Source organism: Kitasatospora sp. NPDC059408, assembly GCF_042751525.1.
Lineage (GTDB): Bacteria > Actinomycetota > Actinomycetes > Streptomycetales > Streptomycetaceae > Kitasatospora.
The window spans coordinates 27,235-44,689 of sequence record NZ_JBHYWI010000009.1 but is presented as its reverse complement, the minus strand read 5'-3'; the positions used below and the strand labels follow the sequence as shown (position 1 = coordinate 44,689).

The following is a 17,455-nucleotide window of genomic DNA, read 5'->3' as shown; positions in this document are numbered from 1 at the left end:
GTAGGTGCCTGGGGTACCTGGCGTACGGACCAGCACGCTACTGAAGGAACGGTCAGGATCCGGTCCGACAGGCATCCGCCATCCGGGCGAAACGGCCGGTGGCCGCTCCGGCCCGGCGGGATCCGGAGCGGCCACGCTTTCGGCGGGCCCGGCGCCCGGCCCCACGGCGACCGGCGACCGGCGACCGGCCTACAGCGCCCGGCGGGCGGCGGCGATCCCGTCCGGGTCCCAGCCGGGCCGCGGCACGGACTCCAGCAGGAGCCGGGTGTACGGGTGCCGCGGCCCGTCGAGCACCTCGGTGGTGCGGCCGGCCTCGACGATCCGTCCGTGCCGCATGACGACGACGTCGTCGGTGACGCACCGCACCACGCCGAGGTCGTGGGTGATGAACAGGTAGCCGATGCCGGTCCGTTCGCGGATGTCGGCGAGCAGGTTGAGCACCTGGGCCTGCACCGAGACGTCCAGCGCAGCGACCGCCTCGTCCAGCACCATGACGGCCGGCTCGACCGCCAGCGCCCGTGCGATGGCGACGCGTTGGCGCTGGCCGCCGGAGAGCTGACGCGGCAGCGCGTCCGCCGCCCTCGTGCCGAGGCCGACCTGGTCGAGCAGTACCCTGATCCGGGCCGCGTGGTCCGTGCCCGGGAAGTGCAACCGCAGGGTCTCCCGGAGGACGGCCTCGACGCTGGTGCGGGGATCCAGGGAGAGGTACGGGTCCTGGAAGACCATCTGGACCTCGCGGGCGCGCGCCAGCCGTTCGGCCCTGCCCCGCACGCGGCCGGTCCGGGCCCGGCCGTTCACCAGCACCTCGCCCCCGTCGGCCCGTTCGAGGCCGACGACGATGCGGGCGGTGGTGGTCTTGCCGGAGCCGGACTCGCCGACGATGCCCAGCGATCCGCCGGCCGGGAGGGTGAACGACACGTCGTCGACGGCCTTCACGCTGCCGAAGGTCCGGCACAGGCCGGTGACGTGCAGCACGGGCTCAGGCATCGGTGCGGCTCCTGTCGAGCGGGTGGTGGCAGGCCGCGGACTGCTCGCCGTGCGCCTCGGGCACCTGCTCCCGGCACACGTCGGTCGCGTACCGGCAGCGCGCGGCGAACGCGCAACCCGTCAACTCCTGCCGCAGGTCCGGCGGTTGGCCGTCGATGGCGGCGAGGCGGCCCGGCGGGGTGTCCAGGCGCGGGGTGGAGGCGAGGAGCGCGGCCGTGTACGGGTGGCGCGGGTGGTCGAACAGGGCCCGGGCGGGCCCGGTCTCGGCGATCCGCCCGGCGTACATGACGTAGACCCGGTCGCTGATCGCGGCGGCCAGCCCGAGGTCGTGGGTGACGAACAGCAGGCCGGTGCCGAAGCGTTCGCGCAGCCGGCCGAGCAGGGCGATGACCTCGGCCTGGCTGGTGACGTCGAGCGCGGTGGTGGGCTCGTCGGCGAGCAGCAGGATCGGGTCGCCCATGAGGGCGGCGGCGATCATGACGCGCTGGAGCATGCCGCCGGAGAGCTGGCCGGGGTGGCGGCGCAGCAGTTCGGGGCCGAGGCCGACGGCGTCGAGGAGTTCGGCGGCCCGGTGCCGCGCGTCCGCCCGGCCCATCGTGCCGGTGAGGGTGACGCTCTCGGTGAGGAAGTCGCCGATGCGCCGCAGCGGATTGATGGCCGTGCGGGGGTCCTGGAAGATCATCGCGGCCTTGCCGGTGCGCAGGGCGCGCAGCCGGGCGGCGTCCATGGTCAGGACGTCCTCGCCGTCGACGAGGACCTCGCCCTCGGCGGCGGCGCCGGGCGGCAGCAGGCCGAGGGCGGTGCGCGAGGTGAGCGTCTTGCCGGAGCCGGACTCGCCGACCAGGGCGACGGTCTCGCCGCGCCCGACGGTGAGGTCGACGCCGTCGAGCACGGGCCGTGCGGTGCCGGGCAGTCGCAGCCGCAGTCCGCGGATGTCGAGGGCGTTCACGGGGTCCTCCGGGCGACCCGGTCGGCCCAGCGCTCGCCGACGACGTTGAAGGCGACGACGGTGAGCACGATGAACGCGCAGGGCAGGACCGCGGAGAGCGGGTAGCCGTGCTGGATCGCGGTCTGGCCGTCGAAGACCATGCGGCCCCAGTCGGGGGTGAGGGCGGGGACGCCGAGTCCGAGGAAGGAGAGGCCGGCGAGGTCCATGAGGGCGTATCCGAAGTTGATGGTGGACTGGGCGAGGACGATCGGCGCGATGTTGGGCAGGACGTGCCGCAGGCAGATCTGCCACGCGGAGTGTCCCTGGACCGTGTACGCGGAGACGTACGGGCGTTCGCGCTCGGCCAGCACCAGTGAGCGGGTGAGGCGGGAGACGTACGGCAGGTAGGCGATCGCGAGGGCGATGACGGGGGCGAGCAGGCCCTCCCCGTAGACCGAGACGATCAGGATCGCGAGCAGCATACCGGGGAAGGCGAAGACGAGTTCGGTGCTGCGGGACAGGACGGAGTCGAGCCAGCCGCCGCGCCAGCCGGCGATGATGCCGACCGCCACGCCGGCGACGGTGGAGAAGACCACGACGCCGAGCGGGCCGAGCAGCGAGGTGCGGGCGCCGAGCAGGAGCCGGGCGAGGGTGTCGCGGCCGGCGGCGTCGACCCCGAGCAGGTGGTCCGGGGCGGGTCCGGCGAGGGCGGCGGACAGGTCGACGGCGTTCGGGTCGTACGGGGCGAGCCAGGGCGCCAGGAGCGCGGCGAGCACCACGAGGACGACGAAGCCGAGGCACACCGCGTACAGCGGCGCGCGGGCGGCCTTGACCCGGCCGAGGCCGGGGCGGCGGGTGAGGCCCGACCGTTGGGTGAGACCGGTACTCATGCGTCGGACCTCCTCGAACCGAGCGTGACCCGGGGGTCGACCAGCGGGTGGAGCAGGTCGACGACCAGGTTCACGGCCATGAACAGGGCGACGATGATCAGCGAGATGGCCTGGACGGTCGGGAAGTCCTTGGTGGTGGTGGACAGTTCGAGGAGCTGCCCGATGCCGCCGATGCTGAACGCGGACTCCACGAGGATCGTGCAGACCAGCAGGGTGGAGACGATCAGCCCGCCGGTGGTCAGCACGGTGCCGAGCGAGTTGCGGAACACGTGCCGGCGGACCACCTCGCGCTCGGGCACGCCGCGGCTGCGGGCCACGCTGACGTGCTCGCCCTCCAGGGCGTCCAGCATCGCCGAGCGCGTGACCCGGGCGAGCATGCCGATGAGGTACAGCGCGAGGGCGATCGCGGGCAGTGTGAGGTGCCAGAGCATGTCGCCGATGCCGTCCCCCGCGCCGCTGGTGGGGAACCAGCCCAGCTTCACCGCGAACAGGCCCTGCAGCAGGACCGCCGCGACGAACGACGGCGTGCCGACGGCGAGCGTGGTGGACACCAGGATCGCGGAGTCCGTCGCGCCGCCGCGCACCGCGCCGGCCCAGCCGAGCGCCACGCCGATGACGGCGACCACCAGCAGGGCCATCGCGACCAGCAGCAGCGTCGCGGGCAGCCGGTCGGCGAGCAGCTTCGACACGTCCGTGCGGTAGGTGATGGAGCGCCCGAAGTCGCCCTGGAGCACCTGGCCGAGCCAGCGGAAGTACCGCACCATGAAGGGGTCGTCGAGGTGGTACTGCTCGTTGATCGCCTGGAGCGCGGCCGGCGAGGCGGACCGGCCCGACAGGAGGAAGCTGGCCGGGCTGCCCGGCGCCAGGTACATCGCGCCGAAGACCACGAAGGAGGCGCCGAGCAGGGTGAGGGCCATCTCCACCAGCCGCCGGGCGGCGAACCTGAGGAAGGCCGCCGCACCGGGGAGTCGTGCTGTGCTGGAGGAGCTCTCCGAGCGGGAAGGGCTCACTGGGCGGCCCCCACGTCGGCCGCCCACGGGTAGTACATGTACGAGATCGTGGTCGGGGCGCCGGTGATCCGCTTGTTGAGGAAGACGGCGGTCGGCCACTCGGCGACCGGGATCCACAGGAGCTGCTCGGAGGCCGTCTTCTGGAGCTGCGCCTCGATCGCGGCGCGCTTGGCCGGGTCGTACTCGGCCGTGGCGCGGTCGACCAGGTCGTCGTAGGCCTTGTCGCCGTAGCCGGCGAAGTTCTGGTACGCGCCGGTCTTGAAGTTGGTGAGCAGGTCGAGCGGGTCGGTGATCGAGTCGTAGTACGTCTCGGGGAACATGTCGATGCCCTCGCGGGCCTTCGGGTCGGTGAACAGCGCGGTGAAGGCGTTCGGGGCGATCGTCTTCAGCTGGATGTCCAGGCCGATCCGCGCGCCGGCGGCCTGGACGGCGGTGGCGAGCAGGGAGACGTCCTGGCCGATCGTGCTGGTGGCCATGACGAGCGTCTTGCCGTTCGCACCCGCCTCCTTGACCAGGGACTTGGCCTGCTCGATGTCCTGGGCGGTGGGCGTGAGACCCTCGAAGGCCGCCTTGCGGACGTCGTCCGGGGCCGTGGCCCACGCCGCCCTGGTGGTGAGCGAGCCGGTGACGCTGCCGGAGCCGCCGAGGCCGGTGCGGACGAAGCCGCCGCGGTCGAGCGCGAGGGACAGCGCCTTGCGCACGCGGACGTCGCCGAGGGCGCCCTGCATGCTCGTGACGTTGACGTTGACGGTGCTCAGGCCCTCGCCGAAGTACAGCGTGCCGGCGCCGCTCTTCTTCAGGCGGTCGTAGCTCTCGGTGGGGATCAGGTAGCCGCCGTCGACGTCGCCGCTGAGCATCGCGTTGGTGCGGGCGGAGGGGTCGGTGAGGAAGCTGAACACCACCTTCCCGGACTTCGCCTTCGTGCCCCAGTAGCCGTCGAAGCGCTGGAGCTCGATCGACTGCCCCTTGGCCCAGGTGCCCATCGTGAACGGGCCGGTGCAGTCCAGGCTGCCGGTGGTGCCGTAGTCCTTGCCCGCCGCCTCCACGCCCGCCTTGGCCGCGACGACGCCCGCCGCCGTGGCCATGTACTGGGGGAACTGGGAGTCCGGCTGCTTGAGCTTGACGGTGACCTGGAGCGGCCCGGTCTTCGTGACGGAGTCGACGTTCTGGAACACCTGCGCCCACGCCGACGCGTTGTCCGGGTTCGTCTGGCGGCCCAGGCTGTAGACGACGTCGTCGGCGGTCATCACCGTGCCGTCGTGGAAGTGCACGCCGGAGCGCAGGTCGTAGACCCACGTGGTGGGGTCGGGGTTGGACGCCTTCTCCGCCAGGCCGGGGGCCAGGGTGAGCTGGGGCGTCCAGCGCATCAGGCTCTCGCAGACGTTCGCCAGGATCGTGTTCTGCGGGTAGTCGAAGGCCTGGACGTAGTCCAGCGTGGGCGGCTCGGCGTAGGTCGCCCAGGTGAAGGACTGGATCTCGCCCTTGGCCGGCGGGGTGGAGGCGGACAGCTGGAAGCCCGCCTGGTCGGAGGTGCCGCCGCGGGGCGGGCCGGAGCAGGCGGCGACGAGGGCCGCGGCCGAGAGCAGGGCGGTGCCGGCGAGGGCGAGCCGGCCGCGCGGGGTGGCGCCGGCTCGTCTCGCGGGTGTGGGGGTCATGAGGGTTCTACGTCCGTTCGGTCCGGGGAGAGGGATGCGGTCCGTGGGATCCGGGAAGGGTACGCGGTGTCCGGATGTACCGGTCAAGCGCGGGATGCACCGGTCAGGCGCGGGCGGCCGGCACCTGCTGCGTGATGCAGTGGATGCCGCCGCCGCCCCACGCGATCACCCGCGAGCGGACGCCGACGACCTTGCGGCCCGGGTGCGCCGCGGCGAGGACGGCGAGCGCGCCCTCGTCCTCGGGGTGGCCGGCGACCGGCACGACGACGGCGCCGTTGGCCAGGTAGTAGTTGAGGTAGCCGACCTCGACCTCCCGGCCGTCGACCTCGACGAACGCGGCCTGCGGGACGTCGACGATCTCGAAGGGCCGGCCCTGCGCGTCGGTCGAGTGCTCCAGCACGGCGCGGTTGGCGCGCATCCGGGCGTAGTCGGGGTGCTCCGGGTCGGCCGGGAGCTGGACGACGACCCGGCCGGGGGCGGCGAACGCGCAGACGCCGTCCACGTGCCCGTCGGTCTCGGTGTCCAGCAGGCCGCCGTACGGCAGCCAGATCACCTTGGTGACGCCGAGGCGCGCCTTGAGCTCCGCCTCGATCTCCTCGCGGCTCATGCCGGGGTTGCGGTTGGGGTGCAGCAGGCACTGCTCGGTGGTGATGAGCGTGCCCTCGCCGTCGACGGTGATCGCGCCGCCTTCGAGGATCATCTCGGAGCGGACCGCGGGGACGCCGAGGTGCTCCAGCAGCAGGCCGCTGACCCGGTCGTCCGCGTCCCAGGGGTGGTGCTTGCGCCCCCAGGCGTTGAAGCGGAAGTCCACGCCGGCGCGGCGGCCCGCGGCGTCGAGGACGAAGATCGGGGCCGAGTCGCGGAACCACGAGTCGTCCATGGGCAGTTCGACGACGGTGACGCCCTCGCCGCACATCGCGCGCGCCTCGTCGCCGTGGCCGGGCGGGGCCGCCATCGTCACCGGCTCGAACTGCGCGATGGTGCGGGCGACTTCGGCGTACTCGCGCTTCACCTCGGCGAGCGTGTCGCCCCAGAGGTCGAGGCGCACGGGCCAGGCCATCAGGCAGCCCTCGTGGTCGGTCCACTCGGCGGGCATTCGGTACGTCACGGGGAACCTCGTTCCGGTCGGATGGCTGGGGGTGGTGGGAATGGCCGGGCATGTTCGGCATGGCCGGGTGGTGGGCCCTGGCGGCCCGCCCTCCGTGGGGTCGTGGGCGGGCCGCCAGGGGTCTCAGGCCGCGGGCGGCCGGGTGGGCTGCGACTGGGTGGCGCAGTGGATCCCGCCGCCGCCGGCGGCGATGGCGTCGATGTTCAGCTGCACGACGTCGCGGCCGGGGAACGCGGCCTGGAGGATCGCGTAGGCGGTCGCGTCGGCGTAGGAGTCGCCGAACTGGGGCACGAACACGGCCCCGTTGGCGGTGTAGAAGTTGGTGTAGCTGGAGAGGAAGTCCTTCCCGGTGCCGCGGATCAGGGTGCGGTCAGGGCCGGGGAGTTCGGTGACGGTCAGCGCGCGGCCCTGGGCGTCGGTGGCGCTCTGCAGCACCTGCTTGGCCTGCTGGTAGACGTCGATCCAGATCCGGTCCGTACCCGGTCCCGGCTTGTCGAGGATCACCTGGCCGGGCGCGGTGAAGCGGGCCAGGCAGTCGACGTGGTCGTCGGTGATGTCCTGGCCGGCCAGGCCGGCGAGCCAGATCACCTTGTCCAGTCCGAGCGAGGACTTCAGTGCCTGCTCGACCTGGTCCTGGCTCATGCCGGGGTTGCGGTTGAGGTTGACCAGCGAACTGACGGTGGCCAGCAGGGTGCCCTGGCCGTCCGTCTCCAGCGCGCCGCCCTCGCCGACGAAGGGCGCGCGGACGCGGTCGACGCCGTACTCGGCGAGCAGGGCGGCGGCGACGGCGGCGTCCTCCGTCCAGCGCTGGTAGTAGGACGTGCCCGTCTTGCCCCATCCGTTGAAATTGGTGTCGACGCCGGCGACGGCCCCGGGCGCGACGACGAAGGTGGGGCCGAAGTCGCGGATCCAGAGGTCGTCGTTGGCGATCTCCAGGACGGTGATGGGGTAGTAGGCGCCGCCGCCGAGCCAGTACCGCGCGTCGGCGGCCTGACCGGGCCGGGCGACGACCACGACCGGTTCGTAGCGGGAGATCGCGTAGGCGACGCGGGCGATGCTGTCGCGGACGGCCGAGAGCTGGTTTCCCCAGATCGACGACAGGGCCGGCCAGGCCATGAAGGTGCGGTCGTGCCGGTCGGTCTCCGCGGGCATCCGCAGCCTGGGGGTGACGGCGGCGGTGCTGTCGGGGGCGGTACCGGAATCGAAGTCCGCCCCGGCCGCGTGGGCCGCGGCCGGTAGGGCCGCGCCGAGCGCGACGAGGGGCAGGGCCGCCGCGCCGTACTGGAGCAGACGGCGTCTTGAGGGCGTGGGGATGGTCATGCAGCACTCCCTGGAAGAGGTGGGAGGTGTGGGGGTTGCCCCGCATCCTCTACCGCACTGAAAATTCAGTCAACCCTCTGAGCGCACTCGGACCAGGGAACCTGAACAAACGATCAGGATTTCCGGCACGCGGGCCCCGGGGCGGGTAGAGTCACCACTCATGTCGGACCGCCGGACTGGGATACTCGAAGCCGCCACCCGCGTCATCGCCCGGCGCGGCGTACGCGGGCTGCGCATGGGCGAGCTGGCCGCCGAGGCCGGCGTGTCCACCTCGCTGATCTACTACCACTTCACCGACCGGGCCGGTGTCCTCCAGCAGACGCTGGAGTTCATCAGCGACCGCGCCGACCGCTACACCGCGGGCGACGCCGGTGGCCCGGACGCACCGCCGCGCGCCGCGGACCCCCGCACCGATCTGGAGCAGGTCCTCCTCCTGGAGCTCCAGGACACCGTCGACGTGCGGGAGAACAGCATCGCCTGGGGCGAACTGCGGGCCACCGCGGTCTTCGAGCCGGACCTGCGCGAGGAGCTGGCACGCAGCACCCACAGCTGGGTGCACGACGTCGCCGATCTCCTCGCCCGCGCCGACCCGCTCGGCACCGCCCCGGCCCACGCGGCCGCCGCCGAGCGGCTCACCGCCCTCGTCGAGGGGCTCAGCGTGCGCTGGCTGAGCGGCTCGCTGCCGCTCGACCAGGCCCGGCGCCTGCTGCGGGGGGCCGTCGAGGCGGAGCTGGAGCGTTCCCGGCCGTAGCGCGCGTCTTCGGCGGACCCGGATTCGGCCGATCCTGAGGGAACCTCTAAACTCTGCGGCGCCGACCCGCGCTGTCCTTGCCGCCGTCGGGCCGCAGTCCGCCCCGTCCGCCGAGAGAGGCAGCCCGCATGTCCGCTGACCGATCCCCCTTCGCCCTGCCGTCGGCCTTCCAGGAGCTGACCGGCGACGACCCGCGCGAGGTCGGCGGCTACCGGCTGTACGCGCGGCTCGGCGCCGGCGGCATGGGCCGGGTCTACCTCTCGTACACCCCGGGCGGCCGGCCCGTCGCGCTCAAGGTGGTCCGGCCCGAGCTGGCCGAGGACCCGGAGTTCCGGGCCCGGTTCGCCCAGGAGGTCGCCAGCGCGCAGCGCATCCACGGGCTCTACACCGCACAGGTCGTCGACGCGGGCGTGGAGGCCGCCACCCCGTGGCTGGCCACGACGTACGTGCCGGGCCCCTCGCTCCAGCAGGTGGTCCAGCGCTTCGGGCCGCTCCCGGAACGGACCGTCCTGCTGCTCGTGGCCGGCATCGCCGAGGCGCTCCAGGCGATCCACGCCAGCGGCGTCGTCCACCGCGACCTCAAGCCGGGCAACGTCCTGATCGCCCCCGACGGCCCCCGGGTGATCGACTTCGGCATCGCCCGCGCGGCCGACGCCGGCGCCCTCACCGGCACCGGGCTGCGCATCGGCTCGCCCGCCTACATGGCCCCCGAGCAGGCCATGGGCCGCACCGCGACCCCGGCCACCGACGTCCACGCCCTCGGCGCCCTCGCCGTCCACGTGGCCGGCGGCACCCCGCCCTTCGGCGACGGGCCCGACCTCGCCGCGCTGTACCGGACGGTCCACGAGGAACCCGACCTCGGCCGCGTCCCGCCGGGCCTGCGCGAGCTGCTCGGACGCTGCCTCGCCAAACGGCCCGAGGACCGGCCGACCACCGCCGAGGTGATCGCCGCCGCGCGCAGCCACCCGGCCGTGGGCGGGCACCTCACCTTCGGCGAGGACTGGCTGCCGCACCCGGTCGCCGGGCAGATCACCCGCCACGCCGATCTGCCCCGGGTGCCCGCGGAGGCGCCGACGGCCCTGGTGCCGCGCGCGGGCGTGCACGCGGCCGAAACGGTGCGGGGGCCAGCAACACCGCCGAACCCCACGGCCGTCGCGATGCCCCTGCCCTCGCCCGCGCCCGCCCCCGCTCCTGTCGTCACCCCCGAGTCGAGGGGCAGGGCCAGGGCCAAGGGCGGCCGCAAACGCGCGCTCGGACGGACGGCGCTCACAGCCACGGTGGCCCTGGCCGTCGGCGCCGCCGGGATGCTCTACCTGCTCGACATCCCCGACACGGAGGCGGCACCGGCCGAGCCGCCGGTGGCGGGCGCGCCGTCCACCCCGCCCGCGCCGCTGCCTTCGGTGGCCCCGACCTCCGTCGCCCCGACCCCGGCCCCGACGGGCACGGCGTCCAGCACCTCGGCCGCACCCACCGGCTACACCGCCGCCTACCGCGGCGTCGAGCTGACCTCGGCGGACTCCGGCTACGAGTTCGACCTCGCCACCGGCACCGTCGTCCCGACCGACAGCGCGACCTGGTACGTCGCCCGCAGCGCCGGCGAGTTCCTCTACCCCGACACCGCCGACTCCTACATCGGGCGGGACTCCGGCCTCGGCCTCGCCGAGTGCCTCAAGGGCCTCGGCAGCCGCCCCGCCGCCCGCGTCCCCTTCGGCGCCCTCGGCCCGCGCGGCGCCTTCTGCCTGCGCTCCGCCGACGGCCAGGACCTCGCCATCGTCCGCGTCCTGTCCACGGCGGGCCCGGACGGCCCGGTCACCGTCTCCCTCGACCGCTACCGCCGCACCGGCTGAGCAACGGCCCGACCGGCCGAGGCCGCTGCCGGGCCGTCACCCGCGCCGGTGCCGGAGCGCTAGCCGACCAGCTTCGCGTACGCGGCGGCGTCGAGGAGGCCGTTCGTCGTGGCACCCTTCGCCAGCTTGATCTTGAACAGCCAGACGTCGTACGGCTCGGAGTTCACGTCCTCGGGAGTGTCGACGGCATCGGCGTTCACCGCGACGACCTCACCGCTCACCGGGCTGTAGAAGTCCGAGGCGGCCTTGACCGACTCCACGACGCCGATCGCGTCACCCGCCTTGACCTGCTTGCCCACCGGAGGCATCTCCAGGAACACGATGTCCCCGAGCGTCGACTGGGCGTGGTCGGTGATGCCGATCGTCAACGTTCCGTCGGCTTCCGTACGCACCCACTCGTGCTCGTCGGTGTACTTGAGCTCCGCGGGGACGTTGGACATGGCAAGCAACTCCTCTGATACGCAGTGTGATCGACCGGTGGCAGGATGCCACGTCGGCGGTGTGCGCGCGACGACTTCCGGGGAAACCACACCCGAAAGTCGGCCGCGCCCGCACAGCCGACGTCTCGGCCGGCAGACGTCGGCCTCCCGTGCACGCCCTACGAGCAGGCTTGACTGATTTTTCAGTCAGTGCGAGAGTTCGAGCCAGGCGAGGTCGAGAAGCCGCCCCAGCGAGCCGCTTCCCCCGCCGAAGCCGATCCGCCGCCCAGAGCCCCACCGGAGTACACCGTGTCCTTCTCCCCCCTCGCGCGCCGCACGGTGCTGCGCTCCCTCGCCGGCGCGGGTCTGCTCGCCCTCGGCGCCACCGCCTGCGCCTCCACGGGTGACCCGGACGAGCCCGCCGCCCCGTCCTCCGGGGCCGCCGACCAGCCGACCGGCGCGGCTCCCGTCGAGCCGTCGCCCACCGCCCCGGCCGCCGCGCGCGGGCGCCGGCTCGGCGGCGAGTGGGAGAAGCACGAGCGGACGTTCATGGCCTGGCCCGCCTCCGAGAACGTGTGGGGCGAGCAGCTCGGGGGCGTCCGCAAGGACATCGCCGAGGTGGCCAACGCGATCGCCGAGCGCGAGCCGCTGGTCCTGCTCGTGCGCCCCGGCCAGGAGTCCTCCGCCCGCAAGGCCTGCGGGTCGGCCGTCGAACTGCTCTCCGCCCCCGTCGACGACCTGTGGGCCCGCGACACCGTGCCCGTGTTCGTCGAGGAGGGCGGAAAGGTCAAGGGCGTCGACTTCAACTTCAGCGGCTGGGGCGGCAAGCAGGAGCACACCAACGACGCCCGCCTCGCCCGCGCGGTGCTCGACAGGTACGGCATCGAGCGGATCGAGACCCCGATCACCGCCGAGGGCGGCTCCTTCGAGAGCGACGGCCAGGGCACCCTGCTGATCACCGAGAGCTCCGTCGTCAACGACAACCGCAACCCCGGCCGCACCCGCGACCAGGTCGAGGCCGAGCTCAAGCAGGCCCTCGGCATCACCAAGGTGATCTGGCTGGCCGGCGTCAAGGGCAAGGACATCACCGACGCCCACGTCGACTGCCTCGCCCGCTTCGCCGCACCCGGTGTCGTGTTCCTCGACCGGGCCTTCCCCGGCACCCCGCCGGACGTGTGGTCCCGCGCGGCGGACCAGGCGCGTTCCGTCCTCGCGGACGCCACCGACGCCACCGGGAAGAAGCTCAAGGTCATCGAGATCAGCCAGCCCAACCCGGACAAGATCACCGGGCGCGGCGACGCCTTCGTCTCGTCGTACATGAACTTCTACATCGGCGACAAGGGCGTCTACCTGCCGCTCTTCGGCGACCCCAAGGCCGACGACCACGCCCAGGACGTGTTCCGGGACCACTTCCCCGGCCGCGAGATCGTCCCGCTCCAGATCGACACCATCGCCTCCGGGGGCGGCGGCATCCACTGCTCCACCCACGACCAGCCCGCCGGCTGAGCCCGGCGTCCCACCCCCGGCGGAGCCGGGCGCCCCACCCCCACCCACGTGCCCGAGGAGAACGACCCACCGTGCGGCTGACCCCCACCGAACGCGACCGGCTGCTGATCTTCACGGCCGCCGAGCTCGCCCGCGCCCGCCGCGCCCGCGGCCTGCGGCTCAACGTCCCCGAGGCCACCGCGCTCATCGCCGACACCGTCTGCGAGGCGGCCCGGGACGGCCTGCGGCTCGCCGAGGCCGTCGCGCGCGGGCGCTCCGTCCTCGGCCCGGACGACGTCCTGCCCGGCGTGCCCGACCTCGTCACCGAGATCCACGTCGAGGCGGTGTTCGACGACGGCACCCGGCTGGCCGTCGTCGCCGACCCGTTCGACGGCGCCACCCTCGCCGACGCCGCGCCCGGCGCCGTGCTCCCCGCCGGCGACGCCCCCGGCGACCCCGAGCCGGTGTGCACGGTCTCCGTGCGCAACACCGCCGACGTGCCGGTCTCGGTCACCTCGCACTTCCACTTCTTCGAGGCCAACCCGCGCCTCGACTTCGACCGGGCCGCCGCGTACGGCATGCACCTGGCCGTCCCGGCCGGGTCGTCGGTCCGGTTCGACCCGGGCGCGGTCGTCGAGGCCGGCCTGGTGCCGATCGGCGGCGAGCGCGTCGCGATCGGGTTCGCGGGGCTCGTCGACGGACCGCTCGACTCGCCCCGGGTCCGGCGGGAGGCCCTGCGCCGGGCCGCCGAGCAGGGCTACCTCGGGGTCACCGAGGCCACGGACGACCAGGAGAACGCGCGATGAGCATCGAACCGTCCGAGTACGCCGCCGTGCACGGCCCCCGCGCCGGGGACCGGGTGCGGCTCGGCGACAGCGGCCTCGTCGTCCGGGTGGAGTCGGACTCCCAGCGGCCGGGCGACGAGTTCCTCGTCGGCTTCGGCAAGACCGGGCGCGACGGACTGCACCTCAAGGCCGCCGCCGTCCGCGACACCTGCGACGTCGTCATCAGCAACGTCCTCGTCATCGACGCGGTCCAGGGCATCCGCAAGACCTCGATCGGCATCCGGGAGGGCCGGATCGCCTCGATCGGCCGCGCCGGCAACCCCGACACCCTCGACGGCGTGGACGTCGTGGTCGGCACCGGCACGACGATCGTCTCCGGCGAGGGCCTGATCGCCACCGCCGGGGCGGTCGACACCCATGTGCACCTCATGTCCCCGCGGATCATGGAGGCTTCGCTCGCCTCGGGCGTCACCACGATCATCGGCCAGGAGATCGGGCCGGCGTGGGGCGTCGGCGTCAACTCCCCCTGGGCGCTGCGGCACGCCTTCAACGCGTTCGACGCGTGGCCGGTCAACATCGGTTTCCTGGCGCGGGGTTCGTCCTCCCACCCGGCACCGCTCGTGGAGGCGCTGACCGAGGGCGGCGCGTGCGGGTTCAAGGTGCACGAGGACATGGGCGCGCACACCCGCGCGCTCGACACCGCGCTGCGTGTCGCGGAGGTCCATGACGTCCAAGTGGCGCTGCACACCGACGGTTTGAACGAGTGCCTGTCCGTCGAGGACACCCTCAGCGTGCTGGAGGGCCGCACCATCCACGCCTTCCACATCGAGGGCTGCGGCGGAGGGCACGTCCCCAACGTCCTCAAGATGGCCGGCGTGCCGAACGTCATCGGCTCCTCCACCAACCCGACGCTCCCCTTCGGACGGGACGCGATCGCCGAGCACTACGGCATGATCGTCTCCGTCCACGCCCTCAAGACCGACCTCCCCGGCGACGCCGCCATGGCCCGCGACCGCATCCGCGCCGGCACCATGGGCGCCGAGGACGTCCTGCACGACCTCGGGGCCATCGGCATCACCTCCTCCGACGCCCAGGGCATGGGCCGGGCCGGCGAGACCGTCCGGCGCACCTTCGCCGTCGCGGGGAAGATGAAGGCCGAGCTCGGCCCGATGGCCGGCGACGGCCCGGACGACGACAACGCCCGCGTGCTGCGCTACATCGCGAAGCTCACCATCAACCCGGCCATCGCGCACGGGCTTTCGCACGAGGTCGGCTCGATCGAGGTGGGCAAGCTCGCCGACATCGTGCTGTGGCAGCCGGCGTTCTTCGGCGCGAAGCCGCAGATGGTGCTGAAGGCCGGCTTCCCCGCCTACGGCGTCACCGGCGACCCCAACGCCGCCACCGAGACCTGCCAACCCCTCGTCCTGGGCCCCCTGTTCGGCGCCCACGGCGCCACCCCGGCCGATCTCTCCGTCGCCTTCACCAGCCAGGCCGCCGCCGAATCCGGCACCTTCGACCGCCCCCACGACACCATGACCACCCGCCGCCGCCGGGTCGGAGTCCGCGGCACCCGGGGCATCGGACCGGCCGACCTCATCCACAACACCCGCCTGGGCGCCGTCGATGTCCACTCCCACACGGGCCTGGTCACCCTCGACGGCACCCCTCTCCACTCCAACCCGGCCGAGGAGGTGCCGCTGAGCCGCCTCTACTTCCTCTGAGTCAGCGCATGCACGAGTCAACCACCTGACGCAGCAGGACGGTCGAGGACGAGCCGACGGCGTACCAGGTGTTCTCCGTCTCGTCCTCCACCGAGGTCCAGGCGGCCACGACCGGCAGTTCGCAGTGGTCGCCGGCCTCCAGCGGGGGGAGGGTCCAGGTCATGCCGTGGTGGTCGGCGAAGTCGACGCCCCACGTGGTGCAGGAGTTCCGGTAGACCTCGCCGATCAGACCCGCCCAGCGACGGGGCGCCGCGGCCGTCGTGGCCGCGGCGTGGCAGATCCCCTCCTCGTCGGGGCCGCCGAGGGTGAGGCGGGTCGTGTCGTCGTCCACCGTGACCGCGGCCAGGCCCTGTCCGCCGTCCCAGCCGGCGTCGGCGCCGTCCGGCAGCCGCGCGGGCAGTCCCGCCGAGAACGTCACCCTTCCCGGCGGCGACCCGGCGTCGATCCGCCACACCGCCGCGAGGCAGTCGGTCAGCGGGCCCCACACCTCGGGGTCCAGCTCGGGGTCGTACGGGGTCAGCAGCAGTTCGACGCGCGCCGCGTGGTGCCTCCAGCGCGCGACCGTCCTCCCGCCCGGCAGGGCGAACAGCTCGTCGGGCAGCGGCGGGAGTGCGGTGTCCCCGATCGTCGTCGTGAAGGCCACCGCGCCGAAGGGTGTGTCCATGACGGGCCTGGCGGCGGCCCGCACGCGTGTGCGCGGGACGGTGGGGAGCAGCATCGGCCCAGCGTACCGGCAGGTCCGGGAGGCGCACCCGCCGTGGTCGCCGATCTGTGACAACAACCCTGCCACACCCGGATATTGGGACCGGTACCGTGTGCCTCCGGGCGGGCCGAGGGGAGCGTGGCGCATGCAGTCGCTGGAGGATGACGATCCGCGACGGGTGGGCGAGTACCGGCTGCTGGGCCGGCTCGGCGCGGGCGGGATGGGGCGGGTGTACCTCGGGCGGTCGGCGCGGGGGCGGACGGTGGCCGTCAAGGTGGTGCGCCCGGAACTGGCCGGGGACCGGGAGTTCCGGGCGCGGTTCCGGCGGGAGGTGGACGCCGCCCGGCGGGTCGGCGGGGAGTGGACGGCGCCGGTGCTGGACGCGGACACCGAGGGCGACCGGCCCTGGGTGGCCACCGGGTACGTCGCCGGACCGTCCCTGAGCGCCGCCGTGCGGCAGTTCGGGCCGCTGCCCGGGGCGTCGGTGCGGGCGCTCGGCGCCCGGCTCGCGGAGGCGCTCGCCCACGTGCACGCGCTCGGGCTGGTGCACCGGGACGTCAAACCGTCCAACGTGCTGCTCGCCCCGGACGGCCCGCGCCTGATCGACTTCGGCATCACCCGCGCCCTGGACGCCAACACGAGTCTCACCAGGCCCGGTTACACGGTCGGTTCGCCCGGCTTCATGTCGCCGGAGCAGACCCGGGGGAGCAAGGTCGGGCCGGCGAGTGACGTGTTCTCGCTCGGCGCCGTGCTCGCGTACGCGGCGACGGGTGTGCTCCCGTACGGGGAGGGGGTGGCTCCGGCGGTGCTCTTCCGCGCGGTGTACGAGCAGCCCGATCTCCTGCTGGTGGAGGAGACGCTGCGCCGGAACCTCCTCGGCTGCCTCGCCAAGGACCCGGCCGCGCGCCCGTCGCCACAGCTGCTGCGCGCCTGGCTGGACGACGACCGCGAGGCCACCAGGGACCTGGCGACGGGGAGCTGGCTGCCGGCGCCGGTGGCCGCCGCGATCGGACGGGCGGCCGCCCAGCTGCTCGACCTGGAGGCGGACGGGACCGGGACGACCCACGCCGTGCCGCCCCGGCCGACGTCGGCACCTCCCCGCCCGGAGCCGGCGCCCCGCCCGACGCCCACACCGCGCAGGCCGACGGTGCCGCCACCGGGCCCCGCCCCGACCGTGCCCCGCCGCCACCCCACCGCCCCGACGCGCCCCGCCCCCACGAGACCTGGCCCGACGAGACACTGGCGGCACCTCCCGCCCCAGCCCATCCCGGTCTACGGCCCGCCGCGGTACCGGCCCCCGCGCCGGCGGCGCGGGTGGCTGGTCCTGGTGCTCGTCGTGCTGGTCGTGCTGCTGATCGCCGCCGCGGGGTACGCGCTGACGCACCGGGAGGCGCAGACGTCCACCTCCGGATCCGCGCCGGTCACCGGCGCGACGGCGCCCGGGGTGCCCGGCGGCGGCGCCGGACGGAACGTCGTGCCGGCCGCCTACCTCGGGACCTGGAGCGGTCAGGCCCTCTACTCGAACAACACTCCGGCCGGCGTCGTCACCCTCACCGTCGGCACGGGCGGCATCGGCGACCGGAGCACGGGATCGCGCCTCGACAACGGAACCACCCGCTGCGAGGCCGTGTGGACGCTCGTCGAGGTCTCGTCGATCTCGTTGACCTACACCTCGCGGCTGGTGCGGGGCACGCCCGGCGGCGCGTGCACGGGCGGCGACGCGATCGACCGCCGCACGCTCGTCATCGAGCGGGACGGCACGATCCACTACGGAGTCAGCCGGGCGGGCGTCGTGACCCAGATCGCGCTGCTGCGGAAGACCGGCTGACCCCCGGCCCCTGCACCC

General features: G+C 73.8%; 15 protein-coding genes. 6 read left to right on the top strand and 9 right to left on the bottom strand.

Going from position 1 to position 17,455, the window contains the following annotated elements; all coding sequences use genetic code 11:
• Window positions 1–189: 189 nt before the first annotated feature.
• The 7 genes from ACFXDE_RS08840 to ACFXDE_RS08810 form a co-directional block, all read right to left on the bottom strand.
• Window positions 190–987: an ABC transporter ATP-binding protein gene (locus ACFXDE_RS08840; protein ID WP_380492268.1), complete on the bottom strand. Its 798-nt coding sequence runs from the start codon at window positions 985–987 to the stop codon at window positions 190–192.
• Window positions 980–1,936, bottom strand: a complete 957-nt coding sequence (locus tag ACFXDE_RS08835; RefSeq protein WP_380492265.1) for an ABC transporter ATP-binding protein — start codon at window positions 1,934–1,936, stop codon at window positions 980–982. The genes ACFXDE_RS08840 and ACFXDE_RS08835 overlap by 8 nt, the downstream gene beginning before the upstream one ends.
• On the bottom strand, window positions 1,933–2,805 hold the full coding sequence (locus tag ACFXDE_RS08830) for an ABC transporter permease (protein ID WP_380492263.1): 873 nt from the start codon (window positions 2,803–2,805) through the stop codon (window positions 1,933–1,935). Before ACFXDE_RS08830 ends, ACFXDE_RS08835 begins: the two co-directional genes overlap by 4 nt.
• A complete protein-coding gene (locus tag ACFXDE_RS08825; RefSeq protein WP_380492262.1) occupies window positions 2,802–3,815 on the bottom strand; it encodes an ABC transporter permease in 1,014 nt (337 codons plus the stop codon). The genes ACFXDE_RS08830 and ACFXDE_RS08825 overlap by 4 nt, the downstream gene beginning before the upstream one ends.
• The gene (locus ACFXDE_RS08820) at window positions 3,812–5,470 is read right to left on the bottom strand and encodes an ABC transporter substrate-binding protein (RefSeq protein WP_380492259.1); all 1,659 of its coding nucleotides are present in this window, start codon (window positions 5,468–5,470) and stop codon (window positions 3,812–3,814) included. Before ACFXDE_RS08820 ends, ACFXDE_RS08825 begins: the two co-directional genes overlap by 4 nt.
• A 103-nt stretch (window positions 5,471–5,573) precedes the next feature.
• Window positions 5,574–6,578: an agmatine/peptidylarginine deiminase gene (locus ACFXDE_RS08815; protein ID WP_380492256.1), complete on the bottom strand. Its 1,005-nt coding sequence runs from the start codon at window positions 6,576–6,578 to the stop codon at window positions 5,574–5,576.
• A 123-nt stretch (window positions 6,579–6,701) separates the two neighbouring features.
• Window positions 6,702–7,898 (bottom strand): agmatine deiminase family protein, encoded by a 1,197-nt coding sequence (locus ACFXDE_RS08810; protein ID WP_380492254.1) that lies wholly within the window; start codon window positions 7,896–7,898, stop codon window positions 6,702–6,704.
• Between the two features lie 160 nt (window positions 7,899–8,058).
• On the opposite strand from ACFXDE_RS08810, the gene ACFXDE_RS08805 reads away from it, so the two are divergent.
• Window positions 8,059–8,649, top strand: coding sequence for a TetR/AcrR family transcriptional regulator (locus ACFXDE_RS08805; RefSeq protein ID WP_380437111.1), 591 nt, complete (start codon window positions 8,059–8,061; stop codon window positions 8,647–8,649).
• A gap of 128 nt (window positions 8,650–8,777) precedes the next feature.
• A complete protein-coding gene (locus ACFXDE_RS08800) occupies window positions 8,778–10,496 on the top strand; it encodes a protein kinase (RefSeq protein WP_380492251.1) in 1,719 nt (572 codons plus the stop codon).
• Between the two features lie 59 nt (window positions 10,497–10,555).
• Here the strand turns inward: ACFXDE_RS08800 and gcvH are convergent, their stop codons facing one another.
• Window positions 10,556–10,936, bottom strand: coding sequence for a glycine cleavage system protein GcvH (gcvH, locus tag ACFXDE_RS08795; protein WP_380492249.1), 381 nt, complete (start codon window positions 10,934–10,936; stop codon window positions 10,556–10,558).
• 288 nt (window positions 10,937–11,224) lie between these two features.
• Between gcvH and ACFXDE_RS08790 the strand changes: the two genes are divergently transcribed.
• The 3 genes from ACFXDE_RS08790 to ACFXDE_RS08780 all read left to right on the top strand — a co-directional run bounded on the left by ACFXDE_RS08790 (window position 11,225) and on the right by ACFXDE_RS08780 (window position 14,906).
• Entirely contained in the window at window positions 11,225–12,421 is a 1,197-nt protein-coding gene (locus ACFXDE_RS08790; RefSeq protein WP_380492247.1) for an agmatine/peptidylarginine deiminase, read from the top strand.
• A 71-nt stretch (window positions 12,422–12,492) separates the two neighbouring features.
• Complete coding sequence (gene ureA / locus ACFXDE_RS08785; RefSeq protein WP_380492245.1) at window positions 12,493–13,206, top strand: urease subunit gamma; 714 nt, start codon at window positions 12,493–12,495, stop codon at window positions 13,204–13,206.
• Window positions 13,203–14,906 carry an urease subunit alpha gene (locus ACFXDE_RS08780; protein ID WP_380492243.1) on the top strand — a complete coding sequence of 568 codons (1,704 nt, stop codon included), beginning with the start codon at window positions 13,203–13,205 and terminating at the stop codon, window positions 14,904–14,906. The genes ureA and ACFXDE_RS08780 overlap by 4 nt, the downstream gene beginning before the upstream one ends.
• 1 nt (window position 14,907) lies before the next feature.
• Here the strand turns inward: ACFXDE_RS08780 and ACFXDE_RS08775 are convergent, their stop codons facing one another.
• Window positions 14,908–15,624: a hypothetical protein gene (locus ACFXDE_RS08775; protein ID WP_380492240.1), complete on the bottom strand. Its 717-nt coding sequence runs from the start codon at window positions 15,622–15,624 to the stop codon at window positions 14,908–14,910.
• 130 nt (window positions 15,625–15,754) lie between these two features.
• Here ACFXDE_RS08775 and ACFXDE_RS08770 point away from each other — a divergent pair, with 130 nt between their 5' ends.
• The gene (locus ACFXDE_RS08770; protein WP_380492237.1) at window positions 15,755–17,437 is read left to right on the top strand and encodes a serine/threonine-protein kinase; all 1,683 of its coding nucleotides are present in this window, start codon (window positions 15,755–15,757) and stop codon (window positions 17,435–17,437) included.
• Window positions 17,438–17,455 lie beyond the last annotated feature (18 nt).